At 63.1% G+C, this 18,003-nt stretch carries 15 protein-coding genes; 7 read left to right on the top strand and 8 right to left on the bottom strand.

Annotated features, from left to right (window positions below; genetic code table 11):
* Nucleotides 1-6 precede the first annotated feature (6 nt).
* The 6 genes from infB (at nucleotide 7) to ACVWY1_RS12985 (ending at nucleotide 7,360) form a co-directional block, all read left to right on the top strand.
* A complete protein-coding gene (gene infB, locus ACVWY1_RS13010; RefSeq protein WP_102683195.1) occupies nucleotides 7-2,538 on the top strand; it encodes a translation initiation factor IF-2 in 2,532 nt (843 codons plus the stop codon).
* Between the two features lie 117 nt (nucleotides 2,539-2,655).
* Nucleotides 2,656-3,054: a 30S ribosome-binding factor RbfA gene (gene rbfA, locus ACVWY1_RS13005; protein WP_023629337.1), complete on the top strand. Its 399-nt coding sequence runs from the start codon at nucleotides 2,656-2,658 to the stop codon at nucleotides 3,052-3,054.
* Between the two features lie 3 nt (nucleotides 3,055-3,057).
* On the top strand, nucleotides 3,058-3,975 hold the full coding sequence (gene truB / locus ACVWY1_RS13000; RefSeq protein ID WP_046854068.1) for a tRNA pseudouridine(55) synthase TruB: 918 nt from the start codon (nucleotides 3,058-3,060) through the stop codon (nucleotides 3,973-3,975).
* A gap of 150 nt (nucleotides 3,976-4,125) precedes the next feature.
* Nucleotides 4,126-4,395, top strand: a complete 270-nt coding sequence (gene rpsO / locus ACVWY1_RS12995; RefSeq protein WP_023629335.1) for a 30S ribosomal protein S15 — start codon at nucleotides 4,126-4,128, stop codon at nucleotides 4,393-4,395.
* A 248-nt stretch (nucleotides 4,396-4,643) separates the two neighbouring features.
* The gene (pnp, locus tag ACVWY1_RS12990; protein ID WP_023629334.1) at nucleotides 4,644-6,749 is read left to right on the top strand and encodes a polyribonucleotide nucleotidyltransferase; all 2,106 of its coding nucleotides are present in this window, start codon (nucleotides 4,644-4,646) and stop codon (nucleotides 6,747-6,749) included.
* A gap of 260 nt (nucleotides 6,750-7,009) precedes the next feature.
* Nucleotides 7,010-7,360, top strand: coding sequence for a BON domain-containing protein (locus tag ACVWY1_RS12985; RefSeq protein ID WP_102683196.1), 351 nt, complete (start codon nucleotides 7,010-7,012; stop codon nucleotides 7,358-7,360).
* Nucleotides 7,361-7,455: 95 nt separating this feature from the next.
* Here ACVWY1_RS12985 and ACVWY1_RS12980 read toward each other — a convergent pair whose 3' ends face one another.
* On the bottom strand, nucleotides 7,456-7,758 hold the full coding sequence (locus ACVWY1_RS12980; RefSeq protein ID WP_457378379.1) for a putative quinol monooxygenase: 303 nt from the start codon (nucleotides 7,756-7,758) through the stop codon (nucleotides 7,456-7,458).
* 60 nt (nucleotides 7,759-7,818) lie between these two features.
* On the opposite strand from ACVWY1_RS12980, the gene ACVWY1_RS12975 reads away from it, so the two are divergent.
* A complete protein-coding gene (locus ACVWY1_RS12975; protein ID WP_046854071.1) occupies nucleotides 7,819-8,232 on the top strand; it encodes a VOC family protein in 414 nt (137 codons plus the stop codon).
* 112 nt (nucleotides 8,233-8,344) lie between these two features.
* Here ACVWY1_RS12975 and ACVWY1_RS12970 read toward each other — a convergent pair whose 3' ends face one another.
* The 7 genes from ACVWY1_RS12970 to pgi all read right to left on the bottom strand — a co-directional run bounded on the left by ACVWY1_RS12970 (nucleotide 8,345) and on the right by pgi (nucleotide 17,944).
* The gene (locus ACVWY1_RS12970; RefSeq protein WP_277502142.1) at nucleotides 8,345-11,281 is read right to left on the bottom strand and encodes a DUF748 domain-containing protein; all 2,937 of its coding nucleotides are present in this window, start codon (nucleotides 11,279-11,281) and stop codon (nucleotides 8,345-8,347) included.
* 79 nt (nucleotides 11,282-11,360) lie between these two features.
* Nucleotides 11,361-12,230, bottom strand: coding sequence for an oxygenase MpaB family protein (locus tag ACVWY1_RS12965; protein WP_457378378.1), 870 nt, complete (start codon nucleotides 12,228-12,230; stop codon nucleotides 11,361-11,363).
* Nucleotides 12,231-12,261: 31 nt separating this feature from the next.
* On the bottom strand, nucleotides 12,262-12,615 hold the full coding sequence (locus ACVWY1_RS12960; RefSeq protein ID WP_277502140.1) for an antibiotic biosynthesis monooxygenase family protein: 354 nt from the start codon (nucleotides 12,613-12,615) through the stop codon (nucleotides 12,262-12,264).
* 35 nt (nucleotides 12,616-12,650) lie between these two features.
* A complete protein-coding gene (locus tag ACVWY1_RS12955) occupies nucleotides 12,651-13,634 on the bottom strand; it encodes a zinc-dependent alcohol dehydrogenase family protein (RefSeq protein ID WP_277502139.1) in 984 nt (327 codons plus the stop codon).
* Nucleotides 13,635-13,804: 170 nt separating this feature from the next.
* Nucleotides 13,805-14,107 (bottom strand): ArsR/SmtB family transcription factor, encoded by a 303-nt coding sequence (locus tag ACVWY1_RS12950; protein WP_277502138.1) that lies wholly within the window; start codon nucleotides 14,105-14,107, stop codon nucleotides 13,805-13,807.
* A gap of 81 nt (nucleotides 14,108-14,188) precedes the next feature.
* Nucleotides 14,189-16,123, bottom strand: coding sequence for an acetate--CoA ligase (gene acs, locus ACVWY1_RS12945; protein WP_277502137.1), 1,935 nt, complete (start codon nucleotides 16,121-16,123; stop codon nucleotides 14,189-14,191).
* A gap of 156 nt (nucleotides 16,124-16,279) precedes the next feature.
* Nucleotides 16,280-17,944 (bottom strand): glucose-6-phosphate isomerase, encoded by a 1,665-nt coding sequence (gene pgi / locus ACVWY1_RS12940; protein ID WP_038706862.1) that lies wholly within the window; start codon nucleotides 17,942-17,944, stop codon nucleotides 16,280-16,282.
* Nucleotides 17,945-18,003 lie beyond the last annotated feature (59 nt).

The raw sequence follows: 18,003 nt of genomic DNA, 5'->3' as shown, positions 1-18,003 counted from the left end.
AAGTGCATGACGCAAGTCACGGTGAAAGAACTGGCCCAAGAGGTCGAGGCACCGGTAGAGCGCCTGCTGCAGCAGATGCGTGAGGCAGGTCTGCCGCACACCGACGCCGGTCAGGTAGTGACCGACAATGAGAAGCAGACCCTGCTGACTCATTTGAAGAGCAGCCACAAGAGCAAGGCGGAAGAACCGCGCAAGATTACCTTGCAGCGCAAGACCACCAGCACTCTGCGTGTCGCCGGTAGCAAAAGCATCAGCGTAGAAGTACGCAAGAAGAAGGTATTCGTGCAGCGCAGCCCGGAAGAGATCCAGGCTGAGCAGAAACGCGAACAGGAAGAGCGCCGTGCGGCTGAAAACGCAGCCCGCGACAAAATTGAAGCCGAAGTTCGCCAGCGTAACGAGGAGCAGGCACGCCGTCAGGCCGCTGAAACTCCGGCCGTTGCGCCAGTGGCCAAGGCTGAACCTGCTGCTGCCCCGGTAGTGGCCAACGCACCGGTGTCCGAAGACGCCGCTGCGCGTGCTGCCGAGCGCAAGAAGGACGAGACCCGTCGTAACGAAAGCCGCACCCGTGATGACGATCGTCGCGGTGGTGGCCAAGCTACCGCCGGCCGTGGCGAAGCGCCGCGCATGTCGGTCAAGGTCAAGGTCAAGGAGAAGGAAAAGGCTCCGACTCCGCGCGCCGCGCCGCGTACCACCGATGAAGAAAGCGATGGTTTCCGTCGTCGCGGTGGCAAGGGTAAAGGCAAGAAGCGCAATGCGCATGGCTTCCAGAGCCCGACTGGCCCGGTTATCCGTGACGTGGCGATCGGCGAGACCATCACTGTCTCCGATCTGGCTAACCAGATGTCCGTCAAGGGCGCTGAAGTGGTCAAGTTCATGTTCAAGATGGGGACTCCGGTCACCATCAACCAGGTGCTCGACCAGGAAACCGCTCAGCTGGTAGCAGAAGAGCTGGGCCACAAGGTAACCCTGATCAGCGACACTGCCCTGGAAGACTCCCTGGCCGAATCGCTGAAGTTCGAAGGCGAGACCACCTCTCGTGCGCCGGTCGTGACCGTCATGGGCCACGTCGACCACGGCAAGACCTCGCTGCTCGACTACATCCGTCGTGCCAAGGTTGCTGCTGGCGAGGCCGGTGGTATCACCCAGCACATCGGTGCCTACCACGTCGAAACCGACCGTGGCATGGTCACCTTCCTCGACACCCCTGGCCACGCTGCGTTCACGCAAATGCGCGCCCGTGGTGCCAAGGCGACCGACATCGTCATCCTGGTGGTGGCGGCGGACGACGGTGTGATGCCACAGACCCGCGAAGCCGTACAGCATGCCAAGGCAGCTGGCGTACCGCTGGTCGTTGCAGTGAACAAGATCGACAAGCCAGGCGCAGACCTCGACCGCATCCGTAACGAGCTGTCCGTCGAAGGCGTGACCTCCGAGGAGTGGGGTGGTGATACCCCGTTCGTCAAGGTTTCGGCGAAGATGGGTACCGGCGTCGACGAGTTGCTCGAAGCTGTCCTGTTGCAGGCCGAGATTCTCGAACTCAAGGCTACCCCGACCGCCCCTGGTCGTGGTGTCGTGGTCGAGTCGCGTCTGGACAAGGGCCGTGGCCCGGTGGCGACCATCCTGGTTCAGGACGGCACCCTGCGTCAGGGCGACATGGTTCTGGTCGGCTCCAACTATGGCCGCGTGCGTGCCATGCTCGACGAGAACGGCAAGCCTGTGAAGGAAGCCGGCCCGTCGATCCCGGTCGAGATCCTCGGCCTGGACGGTACGCCGGATGCCGGCGAAGAGATGTCGGTGGTTGCCGACGAGAAGAAAGCGCGTGAAGTTGCGCTGTTCCGTCAAGGCAAGTTCCGTGAGGTCAAGCTGGCCCGTGCTCACGCCGGCAAGCTGGAAAACATCTTCGAGACCATGGGTCAGGAAGAGAAGAAAACCCTCAACATCGTCCTCAAGACCGACGTGCGCGGTTCCCTCGAGGCGCTGCAAGGTTCGCTCGGCGGCCTGGGCAACGACGAAGTTCAGGTTCGCGTCATCGGTGGCGGCGTCGGTGGTATCACCGAAAGCGACGCCAACCTGGCGCTGGCGTCCAACGCTGTACTGTTCGGCTTCAACGTGCGTGCCGATGCCGGCGCGCGCAAGATCGTCGAGCAGGAAGGTCTGGATATGCGTTACTACAACGTGATCTACGACATCATCGAAGACGTCAAGAAAGCCCTGACCGGCATGCTCGGCAGCGATGTTCGCGAGAACATCCTGGGTGTCGCCGAAGTCCGTGACGTGTTCCGTTCGCCGAAGTTCGGCGCCATCGCTGGCTGTATGGTCATCGAGGGTACCGTGTACCGCAACCGTCCGATCCGCGTTCTGCGCGACGACGTGGTGATCTTCGAAGGCGAGCTGGAGTCGCTGCGTCGCTTCAAGGACGATGCGTCCGAAGTACGCAACGGCATGGAGTGCGGTATTGGCGTCAAGAGCTACAACGACGTCAAGGTCGGCGACAAGATCGAAGTGTTCGAGAAAGTCCAGGTGGCTCGTACCCTGTAAGGGCCGAGCGTGGTGCAGGCCCCGCCCCAGGGCGGTTGCCTGAACCTCTGAAGGTAGCGCCCGGTCAGGCTTCGAGCTTGACCGGGCGTTTGCCGCTTTAAGATACAGGTAGCAAGAATGGCAAAAGAATACAGCCGTACCCAACGTATCGGTGATCAGATGCAGCGTGAGCTTGCAGAGCTGATCCGCCGTGAAGTCAAAGACCCGCGTGTCGGCCTGGTGACCATCACCGCCGTCGACGTCAGCCGTGACCTCGGCCATGCCAAGGTGTTCATCACCGTCATGGGCGAAGAAACCCCGGACGCCGTCAAGCAGTCGCTCAAGGCCTTGAACAGCGCCGCCAGCTTCCTGCGTCTGCACCTGGGGCGCTCGATGCAACTGCGCAGCGTGCCGCAGCTGCATTTCCACTTCGATGAAAGCGTGAGCCGCGGTGTGCATCTGTCGGCGCTGATCGAACGTGCGGTGGCCGAAGACCGCCAGCACCAGGATGCCGACGCGCCGGACACCAAGGAGTAAGCGGTGGCCCAGGTCAAACGTATCCGCCGCAACGTCAGCGGCATCATCCTGCTCGACAAGCCGCTGGGGTTCACCTCCAACGCTGCCCTGCAGAAGGTCCGCTGGCTGCTCAACGCCGAGAAGGCCGGCCACACCGGCAGCCTCGACCCGCTGGCCACCGGCGTGCTGCCGCTGTGCTTTGGCGAGGCCACCAAGTTCTCGCAGTACCTGCTCGATTCCGACAAGGGCTACGAGACAGTGATGCAGATGGGCCAGACCACCACCACCGGGGACGCCGAAGGCGAAGTGCTGAAGACCCGCGACGTGACCGTTGGTCGCGCCGACATCGAAGCGGTCATCCCGCGTTTTCGCGGTGAAATCCAGCAGGTGCCGCCGATGTACTCGGCCCTCAAACGCGACGGCCAGCCGCTGTACAAACTGGCGCGCGCAGGAGAGGTAGTGGAGCGCGAGGCGCGTTCTGTTACTATTGGCCGGCTGGACCTGCTGGAGTGCGAAGGCACCCGGGCACGCCTGTCGGTTGGCTGCAGCAAGGGAACCTATATTCGCACCCTGGTGGAGGATATGGGCGAGGCGTTGGGCTGTGGTGCCTACGTCGCCGAGCTACGCCGCACCCAGGCCGGCCCCTTCGAGCTGGCCCAGACTGTCACGCTCGAAGAGCTGGAACAGGCTCACGCCGAAGGTGGCAACGAAGCGCTCGATCGCTTCCTGATGCCCTCGGACAGCGGCTTGCAGGACTGGCCATTGGTGGTATTGTCCGAGCACAGCGCGTTCTATTGGCTACATGGCCAGGCAGTACGTGCGCCGGACGCGCCGCAATTCGGCATGGTCCGCGTACAGGATCACAATGCCCGCTTCATCGGTATCGGTGAGGTGAGCGAAGACGGGCGCATTGCGCCGCGTCGACTGATTCGGTCGGAATGACCGATACCACAGGGCGAGGTCAACGCTTTGCCCTGCGGATTCGAGGATGGCTGTCAGTAGGCACGGTCATTACTCTTTTTATTAATACAGGGATCCAGTCCCTGGCCTATTGGACCCCGCTTGCGGGATCCGTTTATCAGGAGAAGCCAAATGGCCCTCAGCGTCGAAGAAAAAGCTCAGATCGTTGCAGACTATCAGCAAGCCGCCGGCGACACCGGTAGCCCGGAAGTACAGGTTGCCCTGCTGACCTTCAACATCAACAAGCTGCAAGGCCACTTCAAGGCCAACGAAAAAGACCACCACTCCCGTCGTGGTCTGATCCGTATGGTCAACCAGCGTCGTAAGCTGCTGGATTACCTGAAGGGTAAAGACACCACTCGTTACAGCGCCCTGATCGGTCGCCTGGGCCTGCGTCGCTAATAGCGGCCTGGCCAGTGGTGTTGCATGGTGTGTCGCATTCTTCGGCAACGCTGCCTGCCAGCGTCGCCGTCGGACACGCCGCGCGATCTGCGAGGTTGGCAGCCTGGTGTGCCGAGCGGTTTATCCGCCCGGCGCCAGGCTCCCAGCCTCGTGTTGTATCTGGACGGTCAATGGGGCCGATTCCCCGTTCTGCCCAAGAATTCGCAAGAACCAGTTCCCCCAAGAGCCACTGAAAAAGGTAGGAAACCGTGAACCCGGTAATCAAGCAATTCCAGTTCGGTCAATCGACCGTTACCCTCGAAACGGGCCGCATTGCCCGTCAGGCCACCGGCGCCGTGCTGGTCACCGTCGACAACGATGTCACCGTGCTGGTGACCGTGGTCGGTGCCAAGCATGCCGATCCGAGCAAGGGCTTCTTCCCGCTGTCCGTGCACTACCAGGAAAAGACCTACGCCGCTGGCAAGATCCCAGGTGGTTTCTTCAAGCGTGAAGGCCGCCCATCCGAAAAAGAAACCCTGACTTCGCGCCTGATCGACCGCCCGATCCGCCCGCTGTTCCCTGAAGGTTTCATGAACGAAGTGCAGGTTGTCTGCACCGTGGTTTCCACCAGTAAGAAGACCGATCCGGACATCGCTGCGATGATCGGTACCTCGGCTGCCCTGGCCATCTCGGGCATTCCGTTCGAAGGCCCGATCGGCGCCGCCCGCGTTGCCTTCCACGAAAGCACCGGCTACCTGCTGAACCCGACCTACGAGCAGCAGGCCGCCTCGAGCCTGGACATGGTCGTTGCCGGTACCGAGTCGGCCGTACTGATGGTTGAATCGGAAGCCAAAGAGCTGACCGAAGACCAGATGCTGGGCGCCGTACTGTTCGCCCACGACGAATTCCAGGCTGTGATCAAGGCTGTCAAAGAGCTGGCCGCCGAAGCCGCCAAGCCGACCTGGGACTGGAAACCTGCCGTTGCCAACACCGAGCTGTTCAACGCCATCCGCGCCGAGTTCGGCGAAGCGGTGTCGCAGGGCTACACCATCACCGTCAAGGCCGACCGCTACGCGCGCCTGGGCGAGCTGCGCGATCAGGCGATCGCCAAGTTCTCCGGTGAAGAAGGCCAGCCGTCGGCTGGCGAAGTGAAAGACATCTTCGGCGAGATCGAATACCGCACCGTTCGCGAAAACATCGTCAACGGCAAGCCACGTATCGACGGTCGCGACACCAAGACCGTGCGCCCGCTGAACATCGAAGTCGGCGTTCTGCCGAAGACCCACGGTTCGGCCCTGTTCACCCGTGGCGAAACCCAGGCCCTGGTCGTCGCGACCCTGGGTACCGCCCGTGACGCCCAGCTGCTGGACACCCTCGAAGGCGAGAAGAAAGACCCCTTCATGCTGCACTACAACTTCCCGCCGTTCTCGGTAGGTGAATGTGGTCGCATGGGCGGTGCTGGCCGTCGTGAAATCGGCCACGGCCGTCTGGCCCGTCGTTCGGTGCAGGCCATGCTGCCGGCCGCCGACGTGTTCCCGTACACCATCCGCGTGGTATCGGAAATCACCGAGTCGAACGGCTCCAGCTCCATGGCTTCGGTCTGCGGTGCCTCCCTGGCGCTGATGGACGCGGGCGTACCGATGAAGGCGCCGGTTGCCGGTATCGCCATGGGCCTGGTCAAGGAAGGCGAGAAGTTCGCCGTACTGACCGACATCCTGGGTGACGAAGACCACCTCGGCGACATGGACTTCAAGGTAGCCGGTACCGCCAAAGGCGTCACCGCGCTGCAGATGGACATCAAGATCAACGGCATCACCGAAGAGATCATGGAAATCGCCCTGGGCCAGGCCCTGGAAGCGCGCCTGAACATCCTCGGCCAGATGAACCAGATCATCGGCGAGTCGCGTACCGAGCTGTCGGCCAACGCGCCGACCATGATCGCGATGAAGATCGACACCGACAAGATCCGTGACGTCATCGGCAAAGGCGGCGCCACCATTCGCGCCATCTGCGAAGAGACCAAGGCTTCGATCGACATCGAAGACGACGGCTCGATCAAGATCTTCGGCGAAACCAAGGAAGCCGCGGACGCTGCCAAGCAGCGCATCCTGGGCATCACCGCCGAAGCCGAGATCGGCAAGATCTACGTCGGCAAGGTCGAGCGCATCGTCGACTTCGGTGCCTTCGTCAACATCCTGCCGGGCAAGGACGGCCTGGTGCACATCTCCATGCTGAGCGATGCTCGCGTCGAGAAGGTCACCGACGTGCTGAAAGAAGGCCAGGAAGTCGAAGTACTGGTACTGGACGTGGACAACCGCGGCCGTATCAAGCTGTCGATCAAGGACGTTGCCGCTGCCAAGGCATCGGGCGTCTAAGCCTTTCGAGGCTGAAAGGAGGACCCTTCGGGGTCCTTTTTTTATGCCTGCCGCAAAATAGTTGAGAGCATGCATCTTGCACGTGGCTTTTTTCCCGGGATTGCAAAATGCACGGTACTAACTTCTGATTGATTTGTTTAACCAATTGATTTTAAAGGTTTTATAGGGCGTGCAAAAACTGGCACAGCCCCTGCAACTACCTTACTACCTGACGCCAGGAACCAAGGCGCAGACCTTTCGAAAAAACAGGAGTGACTCACATGAAGAAGTTCGCCATTGCTGCCGCTACTGCTACCGCTCTGACCCTGACCATGGCTAACGCAGCTTTTGCTGCCCAGTCCACCCAGGCCCCGATGACGCTTGCGGCCGGTGAGGTGACCAAAGCCAAGGAAGCCACTTCCGACACCTGGATCACCACCAAGGTGAAGGCTGACCTGATGACCGAGAAAGGCGTGCCGGGCAGTGACATCAAGGTTGAAACCAACAAAGGCGTAGTGTCCCTGTCCTCGGACGTGGCCATTACCGATGCGCAGAAGGAAATGGCGGTTGCCATCGCCAAGAAGATCAAGGGCGTACAGGCCGTCTCGGCTGATGGCCTGAAAGCCGAATAAGGATTGTCCCGTCGGCCAAAAGGATTTGGCCACCCCTTCAAGCAAAAGCCCCGGCATTCGCCGGGGCTTTTCTATTGGCATTCAGGAAAGCGGCTTCAGTCCACCGGGTTCCGGGCGATCACATCGCTCTCGAAACACACCTGCTCTTCGATCAGCGGCTCCACCAAGGGGCGGCTGTCGCGAAAATGCGCGGTCCGGGTATGCGCCTCGTACGCCTCATCGTCCTGGTAGATCTCGTACAGGTAGATGACATCGGCATTCTCCCGATCCTGCGAGACATCGAATACCAGGCAACCCGGCTCGGTGGCGACCGACGCTGCGGCGTTGGCATTGATGGCTGCCAGGAAGGCATCGGCGGTGCCGGGTTTCACGCGCGTCTTGATAAATAGGCAGTACACATGACGTTCCTTTTGTTTTAAATTCTATTATGAATTGTATACAAAAAAGGAGCCGCGCTCATGTCCGATCTACCTGCCCGCCCAGGCCGTCTCAATGGCTTGCGGCACATCGCCCTGCTGGTCCCCAACCTGGAGGAGTGCGAGCGCTTCTACGTGGATGTGCTGGGCATGGAAGTGCTCAACCGTGCCAACGAAGACCTGGTCTACCTCACCTGCGGCAACGACAACCTGTCGCTCGGGCGCGGCGCAGGTGCGGCCAACGGGCTGCAGACCCTGGATCACTATGGGTTCATCGTCGACAGCGTGGAAGAGTTGGAGGCCTGGTATCAGTACTTCAAGGCCCATGGCGTGACGCTGCTGGATCGCCCGTTCAATCACGGCGATGGCGCGCGCAGCTTCCATTTGCTGGACCCGGCGGGGAACAAGGTGCAGCCGCTGTATCACCCGGCGGTATCGGGGCAGCGGCTGGCCTGACCGTATCTATCGCCTGCGCTGGCCTCATCGCCGGCAAGCCGGCTCCCACAGAGGTCCGGTGCTGTATCTGTGGGAGCCGGCTTGCCGGCGATGAGGGCGACTCGGTCGAGGGTTACTCGGCATCCAGGTGCATCGGCGTCACCACGCGGCCATCGCTCTCGGCCTGGCCGAGGTTGGTGTCGATGAAGTACACCCGGTCATCTTCCAGCTGGCCCTTGTCCACCAGGTAGTCCTTGATGCTGCTGGCCCGCTCCTGGCCCAGGTTGCGCAGCAACACGGCGCTTTCCGCCCAGGACTTGATCACCGCCTCGCGCAGCTTGGCGCTGCGCTCGTCACGGCCCAGGTCCTGCCATTCAGCCGGGGGCTGCTGTTTCAGGCGGGTACGGTAGATGCCCTCGAGCATCGCCGGCTTGTCGCTGTCGTCCACCACCAGCAACGAAGCATTGGCGGGCACCTTGTCGCCCCGACGCTGGAGGATTTTGTACCAGGTGGCCTGGTATTCACGCTCCAGGCGCTGCTGGGCGATCAACGGGCCGTCACTGCTCTGGGCCGCCGTGCCTTCGATTTCCAGGCGCAGCTCGGGGCGTTCCTTGAGGGCCGAGGCGAGCTTGTCCAGGGATGTTTGCACGTCGGGGGTGAGGTCGCTGGAGCCCGGCGCGAACGAGACATTGCCCAGATCTTCCGCGCCGCCACCGGCGACCAGCCCGCCAAGCAGCTTGAACGGCGCCTGCGCCGCGCGCAGCACCAGGTTGCGCAGGGTCTGCCAGACGATCGGCATCACGCTGAACTGTGGGTTGTTGAGGTCGCCCGACACCGGCAGCTCGATGGAAATCCTGCCTTCGGTATCCTTGAGCAAGGCCACCGCCAGGCGGATCGGCAGGTCCACGGCATCCGGGCTGTCGACCTTCTCGCCCAGCTGCAGTTGCTCGATCACCACCTTGTTCTCGGCCTTGAGCTGGCCGTTGGTGATCAGGTAATGCAGATCGAGGTTCAACCGGCCCTTGCGGATGCGCATACCGGCGAACTTGCCGGAGTAGGGCGTCAGGGTTGTCAGCTCGACACGCTTGAAGCTGGTGGCAATGTCGAGGCTGGCCAGTGGGTTGAACGGGTTGAGCGCGCCCTTGATGGTCACAGGCGCGTAACGGTCCACCTTGCCCTTGATGTCGACCTTGGCCGGGAGCGGCTTGCGGTTGTCGATGGTGCCGATCTGGCCGTTGAGCTGCTGTACCGCGGTGGCGAAGTTAGGCGTCAGGGTCAGGTCGGCGAAGTTGGCCGAGCCGTCGTTGATGCTGATCTGGCCGATGCGGATGCCCAGTTCCTTGCCGCTACCGGCAGCGGCGGGCTTGCTCGGGGCCGTGGCAGGCTTGTCGGCGGGTTGCGGGATCAGCAGGTCGTCGACGTTGGTGGTGCGGTCTTCGTTGATGATAAAGCGTGCGTAGGGTTGCAGCAGTGTCACCTTGTCGATGGACAGTGCGTCGCCGTGCACGTACGACAGGCCATCGACGTTGACCTGCTGCCATTTGACGAAGTCGCGGTTCTTGATGGTGTCCAGTGTATGCAACTGGTTGGCCTGGGCCTTGCCGGTAATGCTGAAGGCCAGTGGCTCGGTACTCTTCAGATCGACCTTGAGGTCGCTGGAAAGCATCCCGCTGCGCAGTTCCAGGCGGATGAACGGGCTGATGTAGGCCTGCGCCACCCGCAGGTCGATATCGCGGGTGGTAACGTCGAGCTTGGCCGAGACCGGTGCCAGGTTGACCTGGCCTGCGGCCTGCAGCTTGCCCTGCTTGCCCACGCCAGTGTCGAGCTTGAGGGTGAAGGGCGACTGGTTGAGGCTGTCGAAATTCTGCAGGTCGAGGTTGAGCGGGCCGACATCCAGGGCCACGGGCTCTTTCTGGCTACGGTCTGCCAGGTGGACCATGTAGTTGCGCGCCTGCACGTCCTTGAGCAGGACCTGCCAGGGCTTGCTCGGCTCTTTGGCAGCCTGTTCTTCCGGGGTTGGCTCGGCGGCGGCGGGCTCGGCCTTTTCCTTTGGCGTGGCCTTGGCCGGCTGGTTGGCGAACAGCTTCTGCCAGTCGAGCTGGCCGTCCTTCTCCAGGGCTGCCCAGGTTTCCAGCTTGTCGCTGCGGATCTTGCCGATGGTTACCAGTTGCTTGGCCAGGTCGATGGAGGTTTCACTCACCTCCAGGCTGGCCAGGCGCGCCAGTGGGCGACCATCCGGGGCCTTGATGGCGAAGGGCGCGACCCGCACCGAAGTGTTGTCCAGCAGCAGTTCGGTTTCCTTGGAAAGGTTGAGCTTGTAGTGGGTGTCGAGACTGACCATGCCGTCTTCCAGCACCAGCGGCACGGCGTCGCGCACGTAAGGCCAGAAGAGCTTCATCTTGCCGTCGGTGACTTTCAGCGTGCCCTCGGAAGCGATCGGCGTCAGGCTGAGAGTGCCGGTCCAGTCGATGCGCCCACCCGCCGGGCCGTTGGCCACCAGGGTCATGTCGGCGTTGTCGTCGGGGAGGGTGCTGAGGTTCTTCAGTTCCAGGTTCATCGAGTCGTAGAGAAACTCGATCGGCTCGCTCGGGCGCAGGTCCTGGAAGTGCAGGTAGCCCTCGCTCAGCTTGATGCTGGCGATGCGCAGCGGGAACGGGTCGCTTGGCGGTTCCTCGGCCTTGGGCTCGCTGGGCGGGAGCTTGAACAGCTGGGCCAGGTTGAGGCTGCCGTCCTTGGCGAACAGCAGCTCGGTGCGCGGCTTGTCCAGCTCCACCGCGTCCAGGCGCACGGCCTTGGTCCACAGGCTGTCGAGGGACAGGTTGGCGTAGAGGCGCTCGAAGCCGACCTGCTCCTTGCCTGGCTCGCCGATCTGCAGGCCCCACAGGGTCAGCTCGAGGCTGAACGGATTGAGCTCGATGCGCTGCAGGTGTGCCGGCACCGTGGCGTACTGCGCCAATTGCTGGTTGGCGATGCGCAGGGCGATCCCGGGGAGAATGAAAAAGCCGAGCAGGCTGTACAGGGCCACGAGGGCCACGAGTGCGCCGAGGGCGCGGGTCAATCCTTTGGGCATGTGTCGCTTCGTCTGTATCAGGCTGGAGTGCTTGGAGTATGGCACGTTAAATCGGTTCCGATGAACGGACCAAAATACCTCATTCGACGCCCATGCGCCGCCTGGCGCGCTGGGCCGAGCCATTGCGCATGGCCCAGCGCAGCACTGGCGCGGTGTTGCCCAGGCCCAGGCGGATCATGTGCCGCTCTACCGCGCCCTGGTGCAGGCCGAGCATTGCGCTGGCCCAGTCCGGCAACAGGTCGATGCCGGCCTTGAGCATCAGCTTGCCTACTGGTTCGGCCAGACGGCTGGGGGCCGGGGCCTTGAGCAGGATATCGACCACCTCGAGGCTGCGCGCATCGCACCGCAACTGCGGGCGCATGCGCTGCAGGTAGGCATCCACCTCGGCACAGGAGCGGGGCACGTCGCGCGCGCCCAGGCGCTCGGCGATCAGGGCTATCTCGTTGTAGTAGGCGTCCTGCGCGCTACGCGCCAGGCCAGGATTGCGGTAGCGCAGGTGGGCGGCGAGGAAGCTGCTGACTTCAGCCACATGCACCCAGGTCAGCAGGTCGGGGTCGCTGGCGGCGTAGGGGCGGCCATCGGCGGCGGTGCCGACCACCTTGAGGTGGATGGTGCGGACCTTGTCGATCAGCCACTCGGCATCACGGGTCGAACCGAAGGTGGTGCCGGAGATGAACTGGCTGGTGCGCCGCAGGCGGCCGAGCAGGTCCTGACGAAAGTTCGAATGGTCCCAGACCCCGGCCAGGGCCAGCGGATGCAGCAGTTGCAGCATCAGCGCGCTGATGCCGCCCACCAGCATGCTGGGAAAGTCGCCATGCACCTGCCAGCTGATGCTCTGTGGGCCAAACAGGCCGGGATCGCCCTTGGGCGACTCCAGGTCGAGCTGGCCTAGGGCCAGCCCGGTGAGGCTCATGACTTGGGTTTCGATGCGGCGACGCAAGGCTTCCATGGCGACCTGTGCTGGCCGCCATGGCGGCCTTCTATGAGGTTGGGCGATTGTCGTCCAGTCGGGCACTGCCCGGGCTGGTGGGCGCGTGCGTTTCGAACGCGCCGCCCTGTACATGATAAACCGTGGGCTCCTCGGAAAAATATGGTGTCAGCCGGGCCATGAAGACCTGGTGGTCTTCACTGGCCTCGAAACCCGGCGCGTGGTCCTCGAGTGTTTGCCATTGCACGATCAGGTTGAATTGATGGGGGCTCTCGACCCCTTGCGCGAGCATATGGCTGACGTGACCCTTGGCTCGGCTGAGCAAAGGGGCGACCTCGGCGAACGCGTGCCGGAAGTCGTCGACGTGGGTTGGGCGTACGGGAAGCAGGGCGATTTCGTAGATCATGGCGGTCCTTGAAGTCGAGAAGGGTGGCAGGCGCCTCAAATGCTGGCGAGATCGGCCATGGGCGCGACCGCAATGGCGATCTTCCCTTGCAGGCCATTGTTGGCGCTTTGCAGCCGGGCATGGGCGAGGGGAACCTCAGCGAGGGGGTAGACGGCGCCCACGTGTGGCTTCAGTTGCCCGCGCTCGACCAGCGCGCTCAACTCGTCGAGCTTGCCGCGGTGTTGCCGGGTGAAGACGAAGTGGTAACTCGCGTTGCGGCCCCAGGCCTGGATCAGGTTCTGCGGTTGCGCGATGTCCACGATCGACACCACGCGCCCCAGTTGCGCCAGGACGTCTGGGCTGCGTGCCAGGGTATCGCCACCAATGGTGTCGAAGACCACGTCGACACCTTGGCCCCCGGTTTCCCGCAGGACGACCTCGACATAATCCTGATGCTCATAATCGATGACCACGTCCGCGCCCATTTGCCGCACGAATTCGGCGTTGGCCTCGCGCACGGTGGTGAACACCCTGGCGCCCATGGTCTTGGCCAGCTGGATCGCCACGTGGCCGACACCACCTGCGCCGCCGTGAATCAGGATGCGCTCGCCCACCCTGAGCGCCGCACGCACTACCAGGGCCTCCCAGGCCGTGCCGCCGACCAGGCTCAGGCTGGCTGCCTCCAGGTGGCTTAGCGAAGGCGGCTTCAGGCCGATGATGCCTTCGGCGGCGACGTGGTACTCGGCATAGCTGCCCGCCCCGTCGAAGATCTGCGGTGTGTACCAAACCTCGTCGCCCGGCCTGAACGCGGTCACACCCGGCCCGACGGCTTCGACGACGCCGGACACGTCGTGCCCGGTAATGGCCGGGAGAGGCACCAGGTCGGGGTAGTCGCCACGCCGGACCTGGTAATCCAGCGGGTTGATGGAGGTGGCATGCACCCGGACCAGTACCTGTCCGGCCTGCGGCACCGGTTTGACGACATCGCGATAGGCGAATGCGTCCGTGCCGCCAAAGGAATCCAGTATCAACGCTTTCATGGTGTTTCCTCGCTTCGGTAAAAAGGGATATCGAGAAATATCGATGTATGAAGTGGAATGAAGATGCTGTTCTATGCCTCGGCACCTGCCAGATGCCGCAGTTGTTGCCTCTTGAGTTCGGTAAAACGGGATATCGAGAAAAGTCGATATATAGAGGTAAAAGTAAAAACCTACAACTCACTCCCGATCAGCTCGGCGAGCGCGCTGATGGCGGCTTCGTTACGCTTGTAATAGGTCCACTGGCCAATGCGCCGGACTTCGACCAGGCCTGCGCGCTGCAGGATGGCCAGGTAGTCGGATACCGTCGACTGCGATAGCCCCACGCCTTCCTGGATGCTGCTCACACAGACGCCCACCGTATGAACGTCACCTTCGTCCTGAGGAGGAAAGTGTTTCACCGGGTCTTTCAGGCCTTTGAGGATCTCGAGACGGGTACGGTTCGAGAGTGCCTTGAATATGTCGAGCAGTTCCATGGCGCGATAATATCGGGATTTACCGATATGTCAATGCGGTAAAGGATGATCGGGGCGGTGGTGGTGGCCGCCCCGAGGGTTCTACTGGTTGAGACGTTTGTCGATCAGCCCCTGGACCACGCTAGGGTCGGCGAGTGTGGACGTATCTCCCAGGTTATCCAGCTCGTTGCAGGCGATCTTGCGCAGGATGCGCCGCATGATCTTGCCCGAGCGGGTCTTGGGCAGGGCGGGCGCCCACTGGATCAGCTCGGGCTTGGCGAAGCTGCCGATTTCCTTGCTGACCAGGGCCAGCAGTTCGGCCTTGAGCGCATCATCCGGTTCTATGCCGTTCATGGGGGTGACGAAGGCATAGACGCCCTGGCCCTTGAGGTCATGGGGATAACCGACCACCGCCGCTTCGGCGACGCTGTCGTGCAGCACCAGTGCGCTCTCCACCTCGGCGGTGCCGATGCGGTGGCCGGAGACATTGATCACGTCGTCGATGCGCCCGGTGATCCAGTAGTCGCCGTCGGCGTCGCGGCGGGCGCCGTCGCCGGTGAAGTAATAGCCGGGCATGGGCTTGAAGTAGGTGTCGACCATGCGCTGGTGATCGCCGTAGACGCTGCGGATCTGCCCGGGCCAGCTGGCCTTGATCGCCAGCAGGCCGGCGCCTGGCCCCTCGATGAGCTTGCCTTTTTCATCCAGCAGCACCGGCTGCACGCCGAACATCGGTTGGGTGGCGCAACCGGGCTTGAGCCTTTGTGTGCCGGGAAGAGGCGTGAGCATGATGCCGCCGGTCTCGGTCTGCCACCAGGTGTCGACGATGGGGCAGCGTTTCTGCCCGACCGCCTTGAAGTACCATTCCCAAGCCTCCGGGTTGATCGGCTCGCCGACGCTGCCGAGCAGGCGCAGGCTCTGGCGCGATGTACTCTCCAGAGGCTCCGAGCCCTCACGCATCAGGGCTCGGAGCGCGGTGGGAGCGGTGTAGAAGATGTTCACCTGGTGCTTGTCCACCACCTGCCAGAAACGCGAGGTGTCGGGGTAGTTGGGCACGCCCTCGAACATCAGCGAGATCGCGCCGTTGGCCAGCGGGCCATAGACGATATAGCTGTGGCCGGTGACCCAGCCGACGTCGGCGGTGCACCAGAACACTTCGCCGTCGCGGTAATCGAACACCACTTTGAAGGTCATCGTGGCCTGCAGCAGGTAGCCGGCGGTGCTGTGCAGCACGCCCTTGGGTTTGCCGGTGCTGCCGGAGGTGTAGAGGATGAACAGCGGGTCCTCGGCGTTCATCGGTTCGGGCGGGCAGTCGTCACCGGCCTTTGCCGTTGCCTCGTGGTACCAGAGGTCACGGCCTTCGCTCCAGCTGACGTCGCCGCCGGTGCGCTTGACCACGAGCACGCTGCTGACGGCCGGGCAGCTGGCCAGCGCCTTGTCGACATTCTGCTTGAGCGGTATGCGCTTGCCGCCGCGCACCCCTTCGTCGGCAGTGATCACGGTGCGGCAATCGGCGTCGAGGATACGGTCGCGCAGGGCATCGGGGGAGAAGCCGCCAAACACCACCGAGTGAATGGCGCCGATGCGGGTGCAGGCGAGCATCGCATAGGCGGCCTCGGGGATCATCGGCATGTAGATGCATACCCGATCGCCTTTCTTCACACCCCGGGCTTTCAGGGCATTGGCCAGCCGGCACACCTGGCGGTGCAGCTCGCGGTAGCTGATGGCCTTGCTGTCCTTGGGATCGTCGCCCTCCCAGAGCAGGGCGGTCTGCTCGCCGCGCGTCGCCAGGTGGCGATCGATGCAGTTATGGCTGACATTCAGCTGGGCGCCGTCGAACCAGCGCGCCGTGCCGGTCTTCAGGTCGCATTGCTGCACGCTCGACCAGGGCTTGATCCAGTCCAGGCGCTTGGCCTGCTCGGCCCAGAAGGTGTCGGGGTCGTCCACCGACTGGCGATAGAGGCGGCGGTAGTCGTCGTCAGAGAGTGTGGCGGCCTGGCTGACGGCCAGTGCCTCGGGATAGTCGCGGATATCGAACATGGCGGGTGGTCCTGCTCTTGTTAGGGGCGAGGGACTGCAACGGCTATTCGATGGACAGTGTAGAAGGTGGGGGTGTTCCCGGGCGGAAAGCATCGCGGGGCAAGCCGCATCGGCGCACCGATGCGATTTGCCCCGCGATTGACGGCTACAGGTCGATCAGCCGCGGTGACGGCCGCGGAAGTAGTTGATCAGGCCTTGGGTCGAGCCATCCTCGGCGCTGTCTTCCTGGGCGCCGACCAGGCGCTGGTACACGCCCTTGCCCAGTTCCTTGCCCAGCTCCACGCCCCACTGGTCGAAGGCGTTGATGCCCCAGACCACGCTCTGCACGAACACCTTGTGTTCGTACATTGCCACCAGCGCGCCAAGGCGGCGCGGGCTGATGCGCTCGACCACCAAGGTGTTGCTCGGGCGGTTGCCCGGGATCACCTTGTGCGGCGCCAGCTTGGCGATGTCGTCCTGGTTCAGGCCCTTGGCGCGCAGTTCGGCCTCGGCTTCCTCGCGGGTCTTGCCGAGCATCAGCGCCTGGCTCTGCGACAGGCAGTTGGCGTACAGCCACTGGTGATGGTCGGCCACCGGGTTGAAGCTCACCACCGGCACGATGAAGTCGGCCGGGATCAGCTGGGTGCCCTGGTGCAGCAGCTGGTGGTAGGCGTGCTGGCCGTTGCAGCCGACGCCGCCCCAGATCACCGGGCCGGTTTCGGTCTGTACCGGCGTGCCATCGGTCAGCACGCTCTTGCCGTTGGACTCCATGTCCAGCTGCTGCAGGTGCTTGGTGATGTTGCGCAGGTAGTGGTCGTACGGCAGGATCGCGTGGCTGCGGGCGCCCCAGAAGTTGCCGTACCACACGCCCAGCAAGGCCAGCAGCACCGGCATGTTCTTCTCGAACGGCGCGGTCTGGAAGTGCTGGTCCATGGTGTAGGCGCCGGACAGCAGCTCCTTGAAGTTGGCGGTGCCGATGGCCAGGGCGATCGGCAGGCCGATGGCCGACCACAGCGAGTAACGCCCGCCCACCCAGTCCCACATCGGGAAGATGTTCTCTTCGCGGATGCCGAAGGCCACGGCCGCGGCCTTGTTGCTCGACACGGCGATGAAGTGGCGGTACAGCTCGGCTTCCGATCCGCCCTGGGCCAGGTACCAGGTACGCGCGGCCATGGCGTTCTTCAGGGTTTCGAGGGTGTTGAACGACTTCGACGACACGATGAACAGGGTGGTCTCGGCGCGCAGGTTGGCCGACAGTTCATGGAACTCGCTACCGTCGATGTTTGCCAGGTAGTGGCAGCGCACGCCGCGCTGGGCGTAGGGCAGCAGAGCCTCGGAGACCAGCTCGGGGCCAAGGAACGAGCCGCCGATGCCGATGTTGACCACGTCGGTGATCGGCTTCTCGCTGTAGCCGCGCCACAGGCCGTCGTGGATGCGCCCGACCAGTTCGGTGATCTGGTTGAGCACCTTGTGCACTTCAGGCATCACGTTGACGCCGTTCACGCTGAGCTTGTCGCCGACCGGGCGGCGCAGGGCGGTGTGCAGCACCGGGCGGCCTTCGGAGGCGTTGATGATCTCGCCGCTGAACATCGACTTGATGGCTGCTTCCAGGTCGACTTCCTTGGCCAGGTTGACCAGCAGGTCTCGGGTCTGCTCGGTGATCAGGTTCTTCGAGTAGTCGAGAAACAGGCCGCAGCTGCTCAAGGAGAACTGGTCGAAGCGCTTGCCGTCGGCGGCGAAGGCTTCGCGCATGCTGAAGCCCTGCATGGCGTCGCGGTGTTGCTGGAGCGCCTGCCAGGCGGGCAGCGCCGTCACATCGTGGGGGGTACGGTAATACGCCATTGCGGGTGGTTTCCTTGTTGCATGGTCAGGCTTGGACAGCGGCAGTCATTGCCGGTTGC

This window comes from Pseudomonas sp. TE6288, assembly GCF_054062095.1.
The sequence above is the reverse complement of the archived record's forward strand: the minus strand, read 5'-3'. Positions and strand labels throughout refer to the sequence as shown.